This is a genomic window from Streptomyces showdoensis, assembly GCF_039535475.1.
Classification (GTDB): Bacteria; Actinomycetota; Actinomycetes; order Streptomycetales; family Streptomycetaceae; genus Streptomyces; species Streptomyces showdoensis.
Genome location: NZ_BAAAXG010000012.1, coordinates 146,937 through 165,590, shown reverse-complemented (window position 1 = coordinate 165,590; position 18,654 = coordinate 146,937). Strand labels below are relative to the sequence as shown.

Sequence of the window (18,654 nt, the reverse complement as noted above, 5' to 3'; positions counted from 1 at the left end):
CGGTCCGGTCAGTGCTTGAGGATCTTGGACAGGAAGTCCTTGGCGCGCTCGCTGCGCGGGGCGGTGAAGAAGTCCTCGGGGGCGCGGTCCTCGACGATCCTCCCGTCGGCCATGAAGACCACGCGGTTGGCGGCGGAGCGCGCGAAGCCCATCTCGTGGGTGACCACGACCATCGTCATGCCCTCCTGGGCCAGCTGCTGCATGACCTCCAGGACCTCGTTGATCATCTCCGGGTCGAGGGCGGAGGTCGGCTCGTCGAAGAGCAGGGCCTTGGGATCCATGGCGAGGGCGCGGGCGATGGCCACGCGCTGCTGCTGGCCGCCGGAGAGCTGGGCGGGGAACTTGTCGGCGTGCGCGGCCAGTCCGACCCGTTCGAGGAGGGCGAGCGAGCGCCGGTCCGCCTCCTCCCGCTTGCGCTTGCGGACCTTGATCTGGGCGAGGGAGACGTTGGCGAGGACGGTCTTGTGGGCGAAGAGGTTGAAGGACTGGAAGACCATGCCGACCTCGGCCCGCAGCCGGGCGAGCGCCTTGCCCTCCTCGGGCAGCGGCCGGCCCTCGATGAGGATCTCGCCCGACTCGACGGTCTCCAGGCGGTTCATGGCCCGGCAGAGCGTCGATTTCCCGGAACCGGAGGGGCCGATGACGACGACCACTTCGCCGCGGCCGACGGTGAGGTCGATCTCCTGGAGGACGTGCAGCGTGCCGTAGTGCTTGTTGACGCCACGCAGTTCGATCAACGGATCATCGACGACGGCCATACGCTGCCCTGCCCCTGTGTCTCTCGGCTGGTGTCGAGGTCAGCGCAAACTATCCAGCTCGAAAAGGGACTTCACCGCCGACACGCATGAATGCGGGATAAGCGGGATAAGCCGTATTTACTGCGGAAGGGTCAACGGGCGGGTCAGTACTCCGCCGATTCGGCGTAGACCTGGGAGAGCTCGGGGGCCCCGGTCGCGGCCCAGTCGAGCCCGGCCTCCACCACGTTGACCTCGCGCCCCGAGGGCAGCAGCACGACCGGCTGACCGTCGGGCCGCAGCCGCCAGCCGGCCGCCGGGACCGTGCGCACGATGACCGTGCCCAGGTAGAGCCCGGCGTCGTTGCCGATCCAGGGGAGTTCCTCGGGGTCGTCGCGCCAGCGCGGCGGGAGCTGGTCGAGCGCCGCGAGGGAGCGGGGGGTGTCGTCGAGCGCCACCCCGGCCTCCTGGGCACGGGCGCGCAGCAGCTCGCACTCGGCGAGCAGTTCGGCGGCCCCCTCCGGGTCCCGGTCGAAGGCCGAGACCAGAGGGGAACGCCCCGCATCATGCTTCTTGCGCCAGTTGTCCAGGAAAGGAATGTTCATCCGAACAGCGTCGCATCGCACCCTCCCGGGGCACCACCCGGCGCGCGGAGATCATCGGTGGGCGCGCGTCACACGTCGAGGTCGACGACGACCGGAGCGTGGTCGGAGGCGCCCTTGCCCTTGCGCTCCTCGCGGTCGACGTAGCTGTCCCTGACGGCGTCGGAGAAGGCCTTGTTGCCGTAGACGAGGTCGATGCGCATGCCCTTGTTCTTCGGGAAGCGCAGCTGGCGGTAGTCCCAGTACGTGTACGGGTGGGCGTACTTCAGCGGGCGGGGCACCACGTCGCCGAGTCCGGCCTCGCGGAGCGCGGCGAGCGCGGCCCGCTCCGGCTCGGTGACATGGGTCAGGCCCTCGAACTCGGCGATGTCCCAGACGTCCTCGTCGGTCGGGGCGATGTTGTAGTCGCCGAGCACGGCGAAGGGGCGCTCCCCCGCGGCGTCCTCGGCGACGGCGGCCCTCAGCGCCTCCAGCCAGCGCAGCTTGTACGCGTAGTGGTCGTGCTCCACCTCGCGCCCGTTCGGCACGTACACCGACCAGACGCGGACGCCGCCGCAGGTCGCGGAGATGGCCCGCGGCTCCTGCACGCCCTCGTAGTCGGGGCCGCCGGGCAGCCCGCCGACCACGTCCTCCAGGCCGACCCGGGAGACCAGGGCGACCCCGTTCCACCGGCCGGTGGCGTTGACCACCGACTCGTACCCCAGCGCCCGCAGCTCCTCGGTGGGGAACTGCTCGGCGCTGCACTTGGTCTCCTGGATGCACAGCACGTCGGTGCCGGTGGTCTCCAGCCAGGCCAGGAGCCGGGGCAGTCGGGCCGTGATCGAATTGACGTTCCAGGTGGCGATGCGCATGAGCGCAAGCCTAGCCGCGCCCTCTGACACTCACCGGGACCCGGCCCGGGCGACGGGCCCGCGACCGGTTCACAGCTCCGCCGAGGCCCCCGGGGCGAGCCGCCCGTGGTCGGTGCCGCCGAGGGACCCGATCTGGCGGTCGTAGATGGGCCGGGCGAGGTCGGTGAGCAGGGCGTCGTGGACGTCGTAGGCGCGGCGCGGCTTGACCTCGCGTACGTAGTCGATGACCTCGGAGATCTTGCTCCAGGGGGCCATCACCGGGAGCAGCAGGGTCTCCACGGGGTGGTCGGGGACGGTGAGGGCGTCGCCGGGGTGGAAGACGGAGCCGTCGACCAGGTAGCCCACGTTGGTGATCCGCGGGATGTCGGGGTGGATCACGGCGTGCAGCTCGCCGTGCACCTGGACCTCGAAGCCGGCCGCCGTGAAGGTGTCGCCGTGCCCGACGGTGTGGACCCGCCCGGGGAACGCCGCCGCCAGCTGCTCGGCGACGCTCCGCAGGGTCCACAGCTCCGCGGCCGGGTCGGCCTCCAGGGCGGCCCGCAGCCGCCCCTCGTCGAAGTGGTCGGGGTGCTCGTGGGTGACGAGCAGGACGTCCGCGCCGAGCGCGGCGTCCCGCTCGGTGAACGCGCCGGGATCGATGACGAGCGACCGCCCGTCCTTCTCCAGCCGGACACAGGCGTGCGTGTTCTTCGTCAGCTTCACGGCTCCCACATTAGGCCGTGTCCTCCGGATCGTGCCGGGCCCGATCCGGAGGACACGGCCCGGGCCCGTCAGGCCTGCGGTGTGGTGTCCTCCTCGACGACCCGGCCGACGACCCGCAGCGCGCTCTCGGCCGCGGGCAGCCCGCAGTAGACGGCGGTCTGCAGCAGGACCTCGCGGATCTCGTCCGGGGTGAGTCCGTTGCGCAGGGCGGCCCGGGTGTGGTCGGCGAGGGCCTCGTGGTGGCGGCCCGCGATCAGCGCGGCGAGGGTGACGGCGCTGCGGGTGCGCCGGTCGAGGCCCTCGCGGCTCCACACCTCGCCCCAGGCGAAGCGGGTGAGCAGGCTCTGGAAGTCGCCTCCGAACCCGTCGGCCAGGGCCTCGTCCACGTGTGCGTCGCCGAGCATCTCCCGGCGCAGCGTGAGCCCGTGCTCGTACGGGTCGGGGCGCGGCGTCGCGTCCTCCTCGGCCGGGGCGGCGGCGGTCTCGCCGGCGGGCACGGCGGGGGCGGCGGCCGGCGGCATCGGCGGGGCGGTCAGGGCGCCGGTGTCCTGGGCGAGGCCGGCGAAGTGGCCGACGAGCAGTTCGGTGACGGCGGCCGGCTGTTCGACGGGTGCGAGGTGGGAGGCGCCCGGGACGACGGCCAGCGGCGCGTCGGCGATCCCGGCGACCAGGGTGCGGGCCTCGGCCGGGCCGGTGACCTGGTCGTCGGCGCCGACCAGCACCAGGACGGGGACGCCGATCCGGCCGAGCGCCTCGCGGACGTCGAAGACGGCGAGGGCCTCGCAGGCGGCGATGTAGCAGCCGGGGTCGGTGGTGCGGACCATCTGCACGGCCCAGTCGACGATGGCGGGCTGGGCGGCGGCGAAGGCGGGGGTGAACCACTGCTCCGGGGCGGTGCGGGCGATCGGTTCGAGGCCGTTGGTCCGCACGATCACCCCGCGCCGGCGGAACTCGTCGGCCGTGCCGAAGCGGGGCGAGGTGGCGACCAGGGCGAGCGAGGCCACCCGGTGCGGCGCCCGCAGCGCCAGGTCGAGCCCGATGGCGCCGCCGAGCGCGCAGCCCGCGTACCCGAAGCGCTGGACGCCCAGCTCGTCGAGGGTGGCGAGCACCCGGTCGCCGAGTTCGGCCACCGAGGCGGCGGGCTGCGCGGGCGCGCCGCCGTGCCCCGGCAGGTCGAAGCGGACGACCCGCCATTCGCGGGTGAGCTCCGGTATCTGGCGGTCCCACATGTGCCAGGTGGTGCCCAAGGACGGGCCCAGGACCAGGACGGGGGCGTCTTCCGGGCCGTCGGATCGGAATTGCAGGGTGTTCGTCGCTGTCTCACTCACCCGCCCGACCCTCTCATCTCCCGCCGGGCCCCGTGCCGCCGGGTCGCTCCGGGGCCCGCTCGGGGTCTCGACGGGCTTCGCGGTGACGGCCGCGGTGGAGTACGGGTTGCGGCCGGTCAGGAGGGCCGTACGGGGGCGGGCGCGGGCCGCCGCTCCCCGGCCAGCCAGGCACGGTAGCGGCGCAGGGCCCGCCGCTGGCGGAGCTGGTCCGTGAGGAGGGTGTACGCCGGGTGGGCGCCGGTGCGGGTGGCGCGGCCGGCGGCGGTGCGGCGCAGCTGGTGGCGGACCTGCGCCATCGTCGCGAGCGAGGCGAGGGACTTGTCGGACCAGGTCACCGGGCGCAGCCGGTGTGCGGCCTCGCGGCCGTCGCGCCAGCGGTCGGGCAGGTCCGGGGTGACGGCGAGGGCCGTGCCCATGCCGACCAGCGCCACGCCGCCGTCGAGGACCCGCTCGGCGGTCGCGCGCCGGGTGATGCCGCCGGTGAGCATGAGCGGCAGGGGGCTGGTGACGGCCAGCTCCTTCGCGAGGTCGAGGAAGTACGCCTCGCGGGCCCGGGTGCGGGCGTCGGCGGCGCGGCCGTTCATGGCGGGGCTCTCGTAGCTGCCGCCGGAGAGTTCGACCAGGTCGACCCCGAGGGGCGCGAGCCACTCGATCACCCGGCGGGCGTCGTCGGCGTCGAAGCCGCCGCGCTGGAAGTCGGCCGAGTTGAGCTTGACGGCGACCGCGAAGGAGGGCGAGACGGCGGCGCGGACGGCACGGACCACGTCCAGCAGCATCCTGGCCCGGTTCTCCAGGGAGCCGCCCCACGCGTCGGTGCGCCGGTTGACCAGCGGGGACAGGAACTGCGAGAGCAGGTAGCCGTGGGCGGCGTGGATCTCCACCCCGTCGAAGCCTGCCTCCTCGGCGCGTGCCGCGGTGACCGCGAAGCGGGCGACGGTGGCCCCGATCTGCTCGGGGGTCATGGCGACGGGGCGGCCGAAGCGGCCGCTGTGCCGGCCCAGGTCGACGCCGACCTCGGAGGGGCCCCAGACGACGCCGGGCATGTCGGAGGCGACCTGGCGGCCGGGGTGGTTGATCTGCATCCAGACCGCGCCGCCGCCGGACCTGGCGGCCGCGGCCCATTCCTCGAAGGGGGCGAGCGGCGCGGCCTCGTCGAGCACGATGCCGCCCGGTCCGGTCAGCGCCTCGGCGTGGACCATGACGTTGCCGGTGATCAGCAGTCCGGCGCCGCCGCGGGCCCAGCGCCGGTAGAGCGCGACGATCCGGGCGTCGGGGAGCTGGCCGTCGCCGGCCAGGTTCTCCTCCATCGCCGCCTTGGCGATCCGGTTGCGCAGCGCCGGGCCCGAGCTCAGGTGGAGCGGCGCGAAGAGGTCGTCGGTCGGTTCGTCGGTCATGGGGGCTCCGCTCCTCGATAGAATGTGTGCAGCGCTCACATTAGCTCGTGATGTGAGCAGTGCACACATCGAGAGGGAGTGGCTCATGCCACAGGCGAACGCCTCGTACCATCACGGCGACCTTCGCGCCGCCTGCCTGCGGGCCGCGCGGGAGCTGCTGGAGGAGGACGGCGGCGGCGCCCTGTCGCTGCGGGCGGTGGCCCGGCGGGCCGGGGTCTCGGCGACCGCCCCCTACCGCCACTTCGCCGACCGCGAGGCGCTCGTCTCGGCCGTCGCGGTGCAGGGCTACGGCGAGCTCGCCACGTGCCTCACGGCGGCGCACCCCGCCCCGCGCGCCCCCGAGGACCTCGCCGAGATCGGCGTCGCCTACGTCCGCTTCGCGCTGGAGCACCCGGCGGTCTTCCGAGCGATGTTCGCCGAGCCCTGCGACCCGGCCGACGCGGAGCGCGCCGCGGCCACCACGGCCGTCCGGGAGTACGTGCAGGGGCTCGTCGGGGACGTCTTCCCCGACGCGGATCCGGAGGCGCTGGCCACGGGGGTGTGGGCCGTCGTCCACGGCCTGGCCTTCCTGCACCTCGACGGCAAGCTGGACGCCTCCACCCCCGAGGCGGTGGCCCGGCAGGTGCACGCCGCCATCGGCGCGCTGCTCAGCGCCGCACCGCGGGGGTAGCGGAGCCCCCTCGCGCCCTCAGCGCACGCCGAGCCACTGCTCGGCGCCGTACGCCTCGAAGCGCTCCAGCTCGGTGAAGCCCAGCTTCTCGGCGAGGCGCAGGGCGCGCGCGTTGTCCGTCCGGGTGCACAGCACCACCGGCTCGCCGGGGAGCGTCGCCGCGAACCAGTCGAGGGCGGCCGCGCACGCCTCGCCGGCGTAGCCCCGCCCCCAGGCCTCCGGCAGGAACAGATAGCCGAGTTCGGTCCCGCCGGCCTCCGGACGGACCGGGTCCGGGCGCCCGGGGTCGCGCGGATCGAGCGTGACCAGCCCGATCATCGCCCCGTCCAGCTCGGCCACGAAGGCGCCGGGGCGCCGCCCGGGCACCTCGGGCATCGCGCCCTCGACCTCCTCGCGGGGCCGGGCGCCGCCGATGTGGGCACCCACCTCCGGCGAGGAGAACAGCTCGACGAAGGCCGGGCGGTCCCGGGCCTCGGAGGGCCTCAGCACGAGGCGAGGGGTGGATATCGGGGCGGAAGGCGGCCAGTCTGCGGGCCCGAGTGCGGTCATGGGCGGAACCTACCGCAGGCACCGGGCCGGACCCGATGATCCGTCAGAGCGCCGGGACGCCGCCCCACGGGCGGACGGCCTCGATCGCGGCGGCGGTACGGAAGACCGTCTCGTCGTCGTAGGTGCGACCGACGATCTGCACCCCGGTCGGCACCCCGGTGGAGGCGAAGCCGGACGGCACGCTCAGCACCGGGCAGCGGCTCGCGATGTTGAACACCGTGGTGAGGGCCGCGTCCAGGTAGTGGTCCAGGGTGACGCCGGCGACCACGACCTTCGTCCCGACGTAGTCGTCGTCGGCGTCGAAGGCCGGGATGGCGAGGGTCGGGCAGAGCAGGACGTCGTGGCGGTCGAGCAGCGTGCCGAGCGCCGCCTGCACCTCGCCCTCGACGACCAGGCCCTCCAGGAAGCTGCCCGGCTCGGCCACGAACCGGGCGGTGTCCTCGGCGAAGGCGAGCGCGTACGGGGTGAGCAGCTCGCCGTGCTCGGCGGCGACGGAGGCCACGTACGGGCCGAAGACCGAGCCGAAGTGGATCATCGCCGCCTTGCGGACCTGGGCCCGGGTGATGGGGACCTCGACCTCCTCGACGACCGCTCCCGCCGCGCGCAGCGCCTCGGCGACCGCCCGGGTGTTGGCCTCGACCTCGGGGTCGACCGGCCAGTCGCCGAGGCCGACGGAGAGCGCGACCCGCAGTCCGGTGACGCCCGCGGCGCCCTCGAAGCGCTCGGGCAGCACCAGCTTGGGCCGCAGCGAGACCGCGTCGAGCGGATGCGGTCCCGCGATGACGTTCTGCAGCAGCGCGCAGTCGGCGACCGTGCGGGCCATCGGACCGTCGTGGCAGTAGGTGTCGAGGTTGAAGGGCGCCATGGCCGGCACCCGCCCGTACGGGGGCTTGAAGCCGACCGTGCCGGTGGACGAGGCGGGGATGCGGATCGAGCCGCCGATGTCGGAGCCGGTCGCGAGGGTGGTCTCGCCCGCCGCCAGGGCCGCGCCCGCGCCGCCCGAGGAGCCGCCGGGCGAGTAGGCCGGGTTCCACGGGTTGCGGGTGACGCCCCAGAGCCGCGACCGGGTGACGGCCGCGCTGCTGAACTCCGGTGTGGTGGTGCGGGCGTGGACGATGCCGCCGGCGGCCAGCACCCGCTCGACCACCGGGTGGGTCTCGTCCGCGATCTCGTCCTTGAAGGCGAGGGAGCCGTCGGTGGCCAGGCGGCCCGCTATCGGCTGCTCCTCCTTGGTGGCGACGGCGAGCCCCTCCAGCGGGCGCGGCGGCTCGCCCTTGCCCGCGTACCGGGCCTCGGCCTCGCGGGCGGCGGCCATCGCCTCGTCGAAGGTGCGCTCGGCCAGGGCGTTGACGACCGGCTCCGCGGCCTCGGCGCGCGCGATGACGGCGCCCATCAGCTCCACGGGGGACAGCGTGCGGTCGCGGAACCGGCGCAGCGCCTCGGTGGCGGGGAGGTAGGCGAGCTCGGTGGTGTCGGTCATGTGTCTGTTCCTTGTGACGTACTGCCCGATGGGTACGGCCTGTTGACGCATGCGCGGTCCGGATGGGCGCCATGAAAGCCGTCGCGCTCCGCACACGTCAATGGTGTTGTCGTAAGCCGTCCGCCGGCGGGCCGTCCCGCCGCTCAGGCTCCGTCGGCGCCCGCCGCCCAGGTCAGCGCGGCCTCCCGGGTGCCGAACACCTGCCAGGTCCGCGGGCGTTCCTCCCCCACCGCCTCGAAGGTCAGCCGGGCGGCGACGGCGACCCGGTGCCCCTGGGCGACGAGGTCGGCCAGGACCGCGGCCAGCGCCGTCGCCGCGCCGGGCAGGACGGTGGAGACCGCGGTCAGGTCGAGCACCAGCCGGCCCAGCGGGGGCGGGGTGAGGTCCCGGAGGGCGTACAGCAGTGCCTCGGTCTCGGTGAACTCCAGGCGTCCCTGGGCGGTGACCACGCCGACGGTCCGGCCCTCGCGTTCGACGCGTTCGGCGCCGGTCACCGTCGCCGCGTGCAGTCCCGAGTTGTGCATGATGTGCAGGCCGAAGCGCTCCGCCATCTCGCCGAGGGCGGCCACGGCCCGGACCGGCTTGCCGGAGGCGTCCAGCGGGGGGCTGTGGACGGCGACGCCGAAGCGGCCCGGACTGGCGGCGATCAGGCCGCCGGAGACGCCGCTCTTGGCGGGCAGGCCGACGTCCAGGAGCCACTGTCCGGCCCCGTCGTACATCCCGCAGGTGGCCATGACGGCGAGGGTGCGGACGGCGTCCGGCTCGGCGACGACCCGGACGCCGGTGACGGGGTTGCGGCCGCCGTTGGCGAGGGTCGCGGCCATGACCGCGAGGTCGGCGGCCGTGACCCGGACCGCGCACTGCCGGAAGTACGTGTCGGCCGCCTCCGCCGGGTCGGCCCGCAGCGATCCGGCCGAGCGCATCAGGTAGGCCAGGGCCCGGTTGCGGTCGCCGGTGGCGGCCTCGCTGGCGTACACGTCCTCGTCGACGTCGAGGGTGCGGCCGGCGAAGGCCGACAGACAGGCGAGGATCCGGCCGAAGCGCTCGGCCGGGCCGTCGGCCCGGACCAGCGCGGTGGTGGCGATGGCCCCGGCGTTGATCATCGGGTTGGCCGGGCGCCCGGTGCCGGGCTCCAGGCTGATGGCGTTGAACGCGTTGCCGCTGGGCTCGACCCCGACGTGGCGCAGGGTCTCCCGCGGGCCGAGGTCGCCCAGCGCGAGGGCGTAGACGAAGGGCTTGGAGACCGACTGGAGGGTGAAGACGCTGTCGGCCTTCCCCGCCCGGTAGGTGTTGCCGCCCATGCTGACCAGGGCGATCCCGAAGTCGTCGGGGTCGGCCAGGGCCAGCTGGGGGATGTAGTCGGCGACCCGCCCGTCCCGGAGGCCGCTCAGCCGCCGGTGGAGCTCGTTCAGGGCATCTGTCTCCGGATCCATGGCACCGGACCTTCGTCGCGCGGGAGTGTGCTGGCGACGTAGAGACTTCCCCGGACGTCAGGAAACCTCCGCCGCCTCCCGGGCGATCCGCTCGAACTGCTCCCCCATCGCCTCGGCGAGCGCCTGCGCCGCCGAGAGCGGGCGGACCATGACGGTGAAGTCGTCGATCCTGCCGTCCTCGTCGAAGTGGAGGAAGTCGCACCCCTGGATCCGCCGACCGCCGACGGTGGCGGTGAAGACGAGGGCGTGGTCACGGCCGCCGGGGTCGGCGATCTCGCGCACGTACGTGAAGTCCTCGAGGACCCGCAGCACGGCGCGCAGGATCGCGGCGGTGATGGCCTTCCCGGGGTACGGCTTGAAGGCGACCGGGCTGGTGAAGACGACGTCCTCGGCGAGCAGCGCCTCGACGGCGTCGAGGTCGCGGGCCTCGACCGCGGTGCGGAACGGGTGCATGGGCACGTACCCCTCAATACTCAACGAGTTGATTAGGTACGCCGGACAGTACTGTCTCCGCGGGCGGGCGACAAGGCACGGCCCCCGTGCGTCAGGGCGAGGTCGCCGAGACCACGTACACGCGCGGGAAGGCCGGGTCCGTGAGGTCGACGGTGATGTCGCTCGTCGGGCGGGGCTGCTCGCGGGAGACGGTGGTGCCGCTCCAGGTGCGGTCCGGGTGGAAGTCCCAGCCGACGATGCCGGCGTCGTGGTCGCCGACCGAGACGCCCGGGGTGAGGGCGGCGCGGCTGGTGCCGCTGTCGTGGAGGTAGGTGTCGAGCCCGTTCGCGGTGGTCGTGAACTGGACGTAGAGCCGGCTGGTCTTCCAGTTGCTGGTCTCGTAGTAGCTGACGTCCCAGGCGCCGGTGGGGACGGGGATCTCGAAGACCCGGCGCTTCATCTGGGAGGGCCAGTTGTCCTGGAGGCCGACGGCCGAGGACTCGCGCTCCTTGTCGCGTCCGCTGTCCCGGCTCTGGCCCGCGGAGATGACCAGGTAGCCGGCCGGGATGCCGACGAGGAGCACGATGGTGATCGCGGTCAGCCAGCGGCGGCGCAGCATGTGGCGCCGGTCCTCGGGGAGCTTTCCGTCCTGGGGGGCCGTCGGGTGGTGCAGGGTCATGAAGGCGGGTCCTGGGGGTTGCGGGTTTCCCGGTCCGCCGCGGGGACCCCGCGCAGGACCTGGGCGTAGCGCCCGTAGCGCTCGTAGCGCTCGACGCGGCGGCGGTTGGCGCGGCGGAAGCGGCGGGCGACCAGCCGGGCGAGGTCGGCGGCGCCGACCATGCCGGCCTCGGGGCCGAGCTGGGCGCGGGCGATCCGGGCCTCGGGACGGTAGCCGCGGCCGGTGAGGTGGCGGCGGAAGGCGTCCCGGGCGGGGCCGATGAGCAGGTCGTCGGCGGCCGAGACGCCGCCGCCGATGACGAAGCAGGAGGGGTCGAGGGCGGCGGCCAGGTTGGCGATGCCGACGCCGAGCCACTGGCCGATGTCCTGGAGGAGCTCGACGCACATGGCGTCGCCCTCCCGGGCCAGCTCGGTGATGAGGGGGCCGGTGATGTCGGGGACGTTGCCCTTGACCCGCTCGACGATGCCGTACGCGACCGGGGAGTCGGCGGCGGCCAGCTCCCGGGCCTCGCGGACCAGCGCGTTGCCCGAGCTGTACTGCTCCCAGCAGCCGCGGTTGCCGCAGGGGCAGCGGTGGCCGCCGGGGACGACCTGCATGTGGCCGAACTCGCCGGCCACCCCGTACTTGCCCCGCTTGACCTGGCCGTCCTCCAGGATGGCGCCGCCGATGCCGGTGCCGAGGGTGATCATGACCAGGTGGTCCTCGCCGCGGCCGGCGCCGAAGCGCCACTCGGCCCAGGCGGCGGTGTTGGCGTCGTTGTCGACCATGACCGGGACGGCCAGCCGGTCCTGGAGGGCGTCGCGCAGCGGCTCGTTGCGCCAGGCGAGGTGGGGGGCGAAGAGCACCCTGGCCCGGTCGGCGTCCACCCAGCCGGCGGCGCCGATGCCGACGGCGTGCACGTCGTGGCGGTCGGAGAGGTCGAGGACCAGCTCGGTGATGGTGTCCTCGACGACCTTGGCGCTCTTCGACTTGTCGGGCGTCTCGGTCTTGATCTTCTCCAGGATGTTGCCGTCCGCGTCGACGACGCCGGCCATCACCTTCGTACCGCCGATGTCGATGCCGACGGTCGGCACCCGGGGCGCCGTCAGGTGCGAGCGCCGCTCCCGGGTGCCGACGGTCCGCAGGACCGTGCCGCGAGCCGAGCCGCGGTGCGTGAGGTCACGGTAGGTACTCATCGGCTCGATTCTGCCAGGCGGGGTGTGTGGGACGCGTTACGAAGCGGAGGCCGGCCCGGACGGATCCGCCGGGCCGGCGGGCCGCTCCAGCTCGTGGCGCAGGTCCTCCAGCTCGCTGCCGCCGGCCATCTGGCGGGTCAACTCGTCCAGGGTGACGGAGTCCTTGGTGTGGCTGCCCGCCATGACGCCGCGTTTCAGCAGCACGAAACGGTCGCCGACGAGGTACGCGTGGTGCGGGTTGTGGGTGATGAGGACCACGCCGAGGCCCTGGTCACGTGCGGCGGCCACGTACTTCAGGACCACCCCGGACTGCTTCACGCCCAGCGCGGCGGTCGGCTCGTCGAGGACGAGGACCTTGGCGCCGAAGTGGACCGCGCGGGCGATGGCCACGCACTGCCGCTCGCCGCCCGAGAGGGTGCCGATGGGCTGGTCGACGTCGCGCAGGTCGATGCCCATGCGCAGCAGCTCGGTGCGGGTGGTCGCCCGCATCAGCTCGACGTCGAGGCGCTTGAACGGGCCCTTGCCCTTCGTGGGCTCGGAGCCGAGGAAGAAGTTGCGCCAGACCGGCATGAGCGGGACCACCGCGAGGTCCTGGTAGACGGTGGCGATGCCCCGGTCCAGGGCGTCGCGCGGGTTGGCCAGCTCGACGTCCTCGCCCTCGATGCGGAAGCTGCCGCCGTCGTGCTTGTGCAGCCCTGCGACGATCTTGATGAGGGTGGACTTGCCGGCGCCGTTGTCACCGAGGACGCAGGTGATCTCGCCCGCGCGGACCTCCAGGGAGACGCCTTCGAGGGCCCGGATGTTGCCGTAGTACTTGCTGACGTCGTCGAGCTCCACGAGGGGAGCCGGGTTCGCCGGGGCTTCGGTGGTCATTTCGTGGCCTCCACGCGCTTGCGGATCCAGGCGTTCAGGAGGGTCGCGAGCAGCAGCATGGCGCCCAGGAAGAACTTGAACCAGTCGGGGTTCCACTCGGCGTACACGATGCCCTTGCCGGTCATGCCGAAGATGAAGGCGCCGACCGCCGAGCCGATGGCGGAGCCGTAGCCGCCGGTGATCAGACAGCCGCCGATGACGGCCGCGATGATGTAGATCAGCTCGTTGCCGACGCCCTCGCCCGACTGGACGACGTCGAAGGAGAAGAGCAGGTGCTGGCCGGCGATCCAGGCGCAGAAGGCCACGCCCATGTAGAGCCCGATCTTGGTCTTGTAGACCGGGACGCCGACCGCGCGGGCGGCGTCGGAGCCGCCGCCGACCGCGAAGATCCAGTTGCCGAAGCGGGTCCGCAGCAGGATCCAGGTGGCGACGGCGACCAGGGCGAGCCACCACAGGATGGTGACCTTGAGCTCGACGCCGCCGACCGTCCAGGTGGAGGCGAAGAGCTTCTTGGCGGAGGGGAAGCCTTCCATGTCGGCGATCGACTTGGTGGAGACCGTGCCGCTGATCAGCTTGGTGAAGCCGAGGTTCAGGCCGGTCAGCATGAGGAAGGTGCCGAGCGTGATGATGAAGCTGGGCAGCTTGGTGCGGGTCAGCATGAAGCCGTTGAACGCGCCGATGGCGAGGGTGACGAGCAGCGAGACGCCGACGCCGACCCAGACGTTCGCGGTCATCTGGTAGCTGAACATCGAGGAGATCAGCGCCGAGCTGGTGACGAGCACACCGGCGGAGAGGTCGAACTCGCCGCCGATCATCAGCAGCGCGACCGGCACCGCCATGATGCCGATGGTGGAGGCCGCGTAGAGCACGGTGCCGAGGCTGGAGGCCTTCAGGAAGCTGTCGGCGGCCACCGAGAAGAAGACGAAGACGGCGATCGCGCCGACGACCGAGCCCAGCTCGGGGCGGGCCAGCAGCTTCTTCGTCGGGGACGTGCGCAGCAGCCGCTCGTCGACGTGGTCCAGGCCGTCGGCGGGCGCCGGTGGCGGGGCGGCGGCGCTCATCGGGTACCCCGCTCCGTGTAGCCCTTGAGCGCGGCGGCCTGGTCCTTGGTGATGATCTGCGGTCCGGTCAGCACCGGCTTGCCGCCGCCGAGGACGTCGGCGTTGTAGCGGTAGAGCCAGAGCAGGTCGACGGCCTCGTACCCCTGGAGGTAGGGCTGCTGGTCCACGGCGAAGCCGAGGGTGCCGGCGGCGAGCGCGTCGGCGACCTTGGCGTTGAGGTCGAAGGTGTCGACCTCGGCCTTGCTGCCCGCGCTCTTCCTCGCCTGGACGGCGGCGTCGGCGAACGGCGCGCCGAGGGTGACGACGGCGTCGATGGACGGGTCGGACTGCAGCTTGGCCAGGATGGAGGCCTGGACGTCGGGCATGTTGGTGCCGTCGACGTAGAGGTTCTGCAGCGCGCCGTCGAAGGTCTTCTTCGCCCCGGCGCAGCGCTGCTCGTGGCCGACGTTGCCCTGCTCGTGCAGGACGCACAGGGCCTTCTTGCGGCCGCGCTTGTCGAGCTCGTCGCCGACCGCCTCGCCGGCCACGGTCTCGTCCTGGCCGATGTGGGTGAGGGCGCCGAAGGCCTTGGAGGCGTCGGCGCCGGAGTTCACCGTGATCACCGGGATGCCGGCCTTCACGGCCTTCTCCACGGCGGTCTTCATCGCGTCCGGCTTGGCGAGCGTGACGATGAGGCCGTCGACGCCCTTGGCCACGTACGAGTCGATCAGCTGGGCCTGCTGCTGGGCCTCGTCGCTGTGGGCGTAGAGGAAGTTGATGTTGTCCTTGACGGCGGCCTGCTTGGCACCGTTCTGGACGATGTCCCAGAAGGTGTCGCCATCGCCCGAGTGGGTGACCATGGCGAAGGTCCAGCGGGGGGTGTCCACCGCTGCCCGTCCCTGGGCCGCGGCCGCCTTGCGGGCGTCCTCCGCGCGCTTGCCGCCGGTGCTGCTGCATCCCGCGAGCGCGGCGGTCAGCGCCACCGCGAGCACGGCGCCGATGGCCGCGCGTACCCCTCCATTAGGAACCCTGGTCACGAGGCCGTGCCCTCCTTTGTGTCCTTCTGCGTGCATTGCAGTATCGGTCATGGGGGTCGTGCCGATCTTCAGGGGGCCTACCCACGCGCCAGCAACTGGAACTCGAAGGAGTAACGCGAGGCCCGGTAGAGGTGGGAGCCGAACTCCACGGCGCGGCCCGTCGCGTCGAAGGTGGTGCGTTCCATCGTGAGCAGCGGGGCGCCGGGGCGCTCGCCGAGGAGCTCCGCCTCCGCGGGTCCGGCGGCGCGTGCCCCGACGGTCTGGCGGGCGCTGTGCAGGGTCAGTCCGGTGGCGCGCAGCAGCCGGTAGAGGCCGGTCTCGGCGAGGCGCGCGGCGTCCGCGTCGAGCAGGGTCGCCGGGAGGTGGTTGCGCAGGTGCGCGAGGGGCTCGCCGTGCGCGGTGCGGAGCCGCTCCAGGCAGCGCACCTCGGTGCCCTCCGCGACGCCGAGGGCCGCGGCGACCTCGGCGCTCGCCGCTTCGAGCCGGTCGGCCAGGACCCGGGTGGCGGGCTGCTGCCCGGACGCCTCCAGGTCGTCGTACAGGCTGCTCAGCTCCAGGGGCCGGCGGACGCCGCTGTGCACGACCTGGGTGCCGACGCCCCTGCGGCGGACCAGGAGGCCCTTGTCGACGAGCGTGCGGATGGCCTGGCGGACCGTGGGCCGGGACAGGCCGAGGCGGGTGGCCAGCTCGATCTCGTTGCCGAGCAGGGTGCCGGGGGTGAGTGCGCCGTTCTCGATGGCCGCCTGGAGCTGCTGGGCCAGCTGGAAGTAGAGGGGCACCGGGCTGGCGCGGTCCACGGACAGGTCGGGCGGTGTGCGGGCGGGGCGGGGGGTGGGGGATGCGGGTGGAGGGGATGCGGGTGGAGGGGATTCCGGCGGCTGGGGAAGCACGTCCGGGAGCGTAGCCCCGGGGTTCGGCGCCGGGAAGGCGTGGCGTCCTGTTGTCCTGACATTTCCTTGACAGGGGGTGCTTTCCGCACCACCTTGGGGCCATGCGTATCGGACTGATCGGCACGGGACGGATCGGGGCCTTTCACGCGGGGGTGCTCGCCCGGCATCCGGAGGTCGAGGAGCTGGTCCTGGCCGACGCCGACGCGGTGCGGGCGGAGCGGCTGGCCGGCTCGCTGGGGGCCGGGGCGGCCCCGTCGGTCGACGCGCTGCTCGGGCACCCGCTGGACGCCGTGGTGATCGCCTCGGCGACGGCGGCGCACGCGGAGCTGATCGGGCGCGCCGCGGCGGCCGGTCTGCCGGCCTTCTGCGAGAAGCCGATCGCGCTGGACGTGCCCGGGACGCTGGAGGCGCTGCGGGCCGTGGCGGCCGCGGGCACCGAGCTGCAGCTGGGCTTCATGCGCCGCTTCGACGCCGGGTACCGGGCGGCCCGGGAGGCCGTGGCGGACGGGCGGCTCGGGCGCCTGCACACGGTCCGCGCGGCCACCTCCGACCCGGCCCCGCCGCCCGCGGGCTACCTGCCGCTGTCGGGCGGGCTCTTCCGGGACTGCCTGGTGCACGACTTCGACATCGTGCGGTGGGTGACCGGGCGGGAGGTCGTGGAGGTCTTCGCGACCGGCTCGGACGCGGGTCCCGCGATGTTCCGGGAGGCCGGGGACGTGGACACGGCGGCCGCCCTCCTCACCCTGGACGACGGGACGCTGGTGACGGCGACCGGGACCCGGTGCAACGGGGCCGGCTACGACGTGCGGATGGAGCTGGCCGGCGAGCTGGACCAGATCGCGGTGGGCTGGGACGACCGGACCCCGGTGGAGTCGGTCGAGCCCCTGGGACCGCGCCCGCCCGCGAAGCCCTGGAGCGGTTTCCTCGACCGCTTCGGCCCGGCGTACGAGGCGGAGCTGGACGCCTTCGTACGCCTGGTGCGCGGCGAGCGCGACAACCCCTGCGACGGGGCCGAGGCGCTCGCCGCGCTGCGCGTCGCGGAGGCGTGCGAGCTGTCGCGGCGGGAGCGGCGGGTGGTGCGGGTGGCGGAGATCCCTTAGGTCGTGTCAGGAAAGCGGCGCCGTCTGCCCACAGAGCCGGGCGGGACTTTCCGGGCAGGACCTGGGCGTGTCAGGCCGGGCCCGCGGCGGGGTGCCCACGGCCTGCGGGTCGACGGCCGGGGCCGGGTGGCCGGAGCGTGTCAGGCGGGCAGCTGCCACAGCTGGTTCGAGGTGCCGTTGCAGTCCCAGATCTGCACGATGGCACCGTTGGCGCTGTCGTAGCCCCGGACGTCCAGGCAGCGGCCGGACTTGGTGTTGACGATCGCGCCGTCGCTCCGGACCCACCACTGCTGGGCGACGTTGCCGTTGCAGGGGCCGGTGTGCACCTGGGTGCCGTTGCCGGTGCGGCCGTCCCAGACGTCCAGGCACACGCCGACGGCGCGGATGGTGCCGTCGGTGCCGATCTTCCATCTCTGGTTGACGTTGCCGAGGCAGTCCCAGATCTGGGTGGGCGTCTTGTTGCCCATGCTGCCGCCGCGCACGTCCAGGCACTTGCCCGCGAAGCCGGTGACCTGCCCGACCGGGCCGGCCGGGACCGCGGGCCCGAACGAGACGCCGCCGCCCCACCACGTGCCCGTGCCGAAGCAGCTCGCGGAGGTGGTGGTGTCACCCCTGACCCAGCCGCTCCAGGCCTGGGAGAAGGTGTACGTGTTGGTGTTCCAGTCCCAGCTCGCGCAGGATCCCCCGACGCTCCAGGTCTGCATCGGGTCGAGGCCGGTGCAGGTGGCGGACGAGCCGGACTCGGTACAGCTCCCGACGCCGCCGGGGCCCGGGACGGTCGCCGCGGACTGCGCGGCGACCGTGGCGGGGGCCGGGCGCTCGGCGGCGGTGGCGGCGGCGGGCGCGGTGAGCGCGGCGGCTGCCGCGAGCAGGACGGAGGCTAACAGTGCGGCGGTACGGCGCATCGCGGGATCCTTACGGAGACGGGCCACCGGTCGACCTGCCTGGCGGGCGGTCGTGGTGACGACGTGACGGTTGTGCGGGTCGCGTGAAAGTTTCGGGCGCACTGTGATCACGGTCAACAGCGCGGGGTGGAGATCACGCCAACGACCCGTCCGCGAAAGGCGGTGGGGAGGGGCGAACGGCCGCGGCGCAGCGAGCGGGCCGCCCGAGCGATCTGGCCGGAACGCGTACGGCCCGGCTCCCCGCGCGAGGGGGAGCCGGGCCGTGGGGTCTTCGGGAACCGCGAGGGAGAACCCGGCCGTCGTCGGCGGCGCCCGGCACCTCCCGCGGCCCCGGGCGGCCTCAGGTGGCCGTCGACAGCACCGTCCCCTGGGCCACCGCGCACAGGGTCTCCGTACCGCCGTCGGCGGCGGCCCCGTCGGCATCCGCGTCCACGGTGAGCAAGTCGCAGCGGACGACCGCCTGACGGCGGCCCGCGTGCACCACCGAGGCGCGGGCGCGCAGGAGCGTGCCGCGGGCCGGGCGGACGTACTGGATGGAGAAGCCCGCGGTCAGCACGGCCGGGCCCAGCGCGGCGCCGGCGGCGAAGGTGAGCGCGTTGTCGGCGGCGCAGGAGAGGACCCCGCCGTGGACGAACCCGTTCTGCTGGTGCAGTTCCTCGCGGATGTCGAGCTCCAGGGTCGCCTCGCCCTCGCCGAAGGCGGTGATCCGGGCGCCGAGGAGCCGGCTGAAGGGCTGGGCGTCCAGGATCTTCTGCGCCGTCCGCGGGTCGAGGCTCATGT

General features: G+C 73.5%; 20 protein-coding genes. 2 read left to right on the top strand and 18 right to left on the bottom strand.

Annotated elements, in window-relative coordinates; genetic code table 11:
- Window positions 1-8 precede the first annotated feature (8 nt).
- The 6 genes from ABD981_RS07435 to ABD981_RS07410 all read right to left on the bottom strand — a co-directional run bounded on the left by ABD981_RS07435 (window position 9) and on the right by ABD981_RS07410 (window position 5,611).
- Window positions 9-758 carry an amino acid ABC transporter ATP-binding protein gene (locus ABD981_RS07435; protein WP_046911793.1) on the bottom strand — a complete coding sequence of 250 codons (750 nt, stop codon included), beginning with the start codon at window positions 756-758 and terminating at the stop codon, window positions 9-11.
- Between the two features lie 143 nt (window positions 759-901).
- Complete coding sequence (locus ABD981_RS07430) at window positions 902-1,339, bottom strand: DUF6278 family protein (protein ID WP_046911794.1); 438 nt, start codon at window positions 1,337-1,339, stop codon at window positions 902-904.
- 68 nt (window positions 1,340-1,407) lie between these two features.
- Window positions 1,408-2,187, bottom strand: coding sequence for an exodeoxyribonuclease III (locus ABD981_RS07425; protein WP_046911795.1), 780 nt, complete (start codon window positions 2,185-2,187; stop codon window positions 1,408-1,410).
- Between the two features lie 69 nt (window positions 2,188-2,256).
- Window positions 2,257-2,889 carry an MBL fold metallo-hydrolase gene (locus ABD981_RS07420; RefSeq protein ID WP_046911811.1) on the bottom strand — a complete coding sequence of 211 codons (633 nt, stop codon included), beginning with the start codon at window positions 2,887-2,889 and terminating at the stop codon, window positions 2,257-2,259.
- 68 nt (window positions 2,890-2,957) lie between these two features.
- Complete coding sequence (gene pcaDC, locus ABD981_RS07415; protein ID WP_046911796.1) at window positions 2,958-4,217, bottom strand: bifunctional 3-oxoadipate enol-lactonase/4-carboxymuconolactone decarboxylase PcaDC; 1,260 nt, start codon at window positions 4,215-4,217, stop codon at window positions 2,958-2,960.
- A 116-nt stretch (window positions 4,218-4,333) separates the two neighbouring features.
- Window positions 4,334-5,611 carry an NADH:flavin oxidoreductase/NADH oxidase family protein gene (locus ABD981_RS07410; RefSeq protein WP_046911797.1) on the bottom strand — a complete coding sequence of 426 codons (1,278 nt, stop codon included), beginning with the start codon at window positions 5,609-5,611 and terminating at the stop codon, window positions 4,334-4,336.
- 85 nt (window positions 5,612-5,696) lie between these two features.
- Between ABD981_RS07410 and ABD981_RS07405 the strand changes: the two genes are divergently transcribed.
- Complete coding sequence (locus tag ABD981_RS07405) at window positions 5,697-6,281, top strand: TetR/AcrR family transcriptional regulator (RefSeq protein WP_046911798.1); 585 nt, start codon at window positions 5,697-5,699, stop codon at window positions 6,279-6,281.
- Between the two features lie 18 nt (window positions 6,282-6,299).
- On the opposite strand, the gene ABD981_RS07400 is transcribed toward ABD981_RS07405, so the two are convergent.
- From ABD981_RS07400 to ABD981_RS07355, 10 genes are all read right to left on the bottom strand, one after another.
- On the bottom strand, window positions 6,300-6,830 hold the full coding sequence (locus tag ABD981_RS07400) for a GNAT family N-acetyltransferase (RefSeq protein WP_046911799.1): 531 nt from the start codon (window positions 6,828-6,830) through the stop codon (window positions 6,300-6,302).
- A gap of 43 nt (window positions 6,831-6,873) precedes the next feature.
- A complete protein-coding gene (locus ABD981_RS07395; protein ID WP_046911800.1) occupies window positions 6,874-8,310 on the bottom strand; it encodes an amidase in 1,437 nt (478 codons plus the stop codon).
- A 143-nt stretch (window positions 8,311-8,453) separates the two neighbouring features.
- Window positions 8,454-9,743 carry a glutaminase A gene (gene glsA, locus ABD981_RS07390; RefSeq protein WP_046911801.1) on the bottom strand — a complete coding sequence of 430 codons (1,290 nt, stop codon included), beginning with the start codon at window positions 9,741-9,743 and terminating at the stop codon, window positions 8,454-8,456.
- A gap of 57 nt (window positions 9,744-9,800) precedes the next feature.
- On the bottom strand, window positions 9,801-10,196 hold the full coding sequence (locus tag ABD981_RS07385; RefSeq protein ID WP_046911802.1) for a nuclear transport factor 2 family protein: 396 nt from the start codon (window positions 10,194-10,196) through the stop codon (window positions 9,801-9,803).
- Window positions 10,197-10,287: 91 nt separating this feature from the next.
- Window positions 10,288-10,854: a hypothetical protein gene (locus ABD981_RS07380; RefSeq protein WP_046911803.1), complete on the bottom strand. Its 567-nt coding sequence runs from the start codon at window positions 10,852-10,854 to the stop codon at window positions 10,288-10,290.
- Entirely contained in the window at window positions 10,851-12,029 is a 1,179-nt protein-coding gene (locus tag ABD981_RS07375) for an ROK family glucokinase (RefSeq protein ID WP_046911804.1), read from the bottom strand. The genes ABD981_RS07380 and ABD981_RS07375 overlap by 4 nt, the downstream gene beginning before the upstream one ends.
- 36 nt (window positions 12,030-12,065) lie before the next feature.
- Window positions 12,066-12,902, bottom strand: a complete 837-nt coding sequence (locus ABD981_RS07370; RefSeq protein ID WP_046911805.1) for an ATP-binding cassette domain-containing protein — start codon at window positions 12,900-12,902, stop codon at window positions 12,066-12,068.
- Complete coding sequence (locus ABD981_RS07365; protein ID WP_046911806.1) at window positions 12,899-13,963, bottom strand: ABC transporter permease; 1,065 nt, start codon at window positions 13,961-13,963, stop codon at window positions 12,899-12,901. The genes ABD981_RS07370 and ABD981_RS07365 overlap by 4 nt, the downstream gene beginning before the upstream one ends.
- Window positions 13,960-15,015: a sugar ABC transporter substrate-binding protein gene (locus ABD981_RS07360; RefSeq protein WP_123955182.1), complete on the bottom strand. Its 1,056-nt coding sequence runs from the start codon at window positions 15,013-15,015 to the stop codon at window positions 13,960-13,962. The genes ABD981_RS07365 and ABD981_RS07360 overlap by 4 nt, the downstream gene beginning before the upstream one ends.
- Before the next feature lie 41 nt (window positions 15,016-15,056).
- Window positions 15,057-15,776 (bottom strand): GntR family transcriptional regulator, encoded by a 720-nt coding sequence (locus ABD981_RS07355; RefSeq protein WP_046911808.1) that lies wholly within the window; start codon window positions 15,774-15,776, stop codon window positions 15,057-15,059.
- A gap of 194 nt (window positions 15,777-15,970) precedes the next feature.
- Between ABD981_RS07355 and ABD981_RS07350 the strand changes: the two genes are divergently transcribed.
- Entirely contained in the window at window positions 15,971-16,969 is a 999-nt protein-coding gene (locus tag ABD981_RS07350) for a Gfo/Idh/MocA family protein (RefSeq protein WP_046908087.1), read from the top strand.
- A 140-nt stretch (window positions 16,970-17,109) separates the two neighbouring features.
- Here the strand turns inward: ABD981_RS07350 and ABD981_RS07345 are convergent, their stop codons facing one another.
- Entirely contained in the window at window positions 17,110-17,874 is a 765-nt protein-coding gene (locus ABD981_RS07345) for a ricin-type beta-trefoil lectin domain protein (protein WP_205628174.1), read from the bottom strand.
- A 340-nt stretch (window positions 17,875-18,214) separates the two neighbouring features.
- Window positions 18,215-18,652 carry a PaaI family thioesterase gene (locus ABD981_RS07340; RefSeq protein ID WP_240495239.1) on the bottom strand — a complete coding sequence of 146 codons (438 nt, stop codon included), beginning with the start codon at window positions 18,650-18,652 and terminating at the stop codon, window positions 18,215-18,217.
- Window positions 18,653-18,654 lie beyond the last annotated feature (2 nt).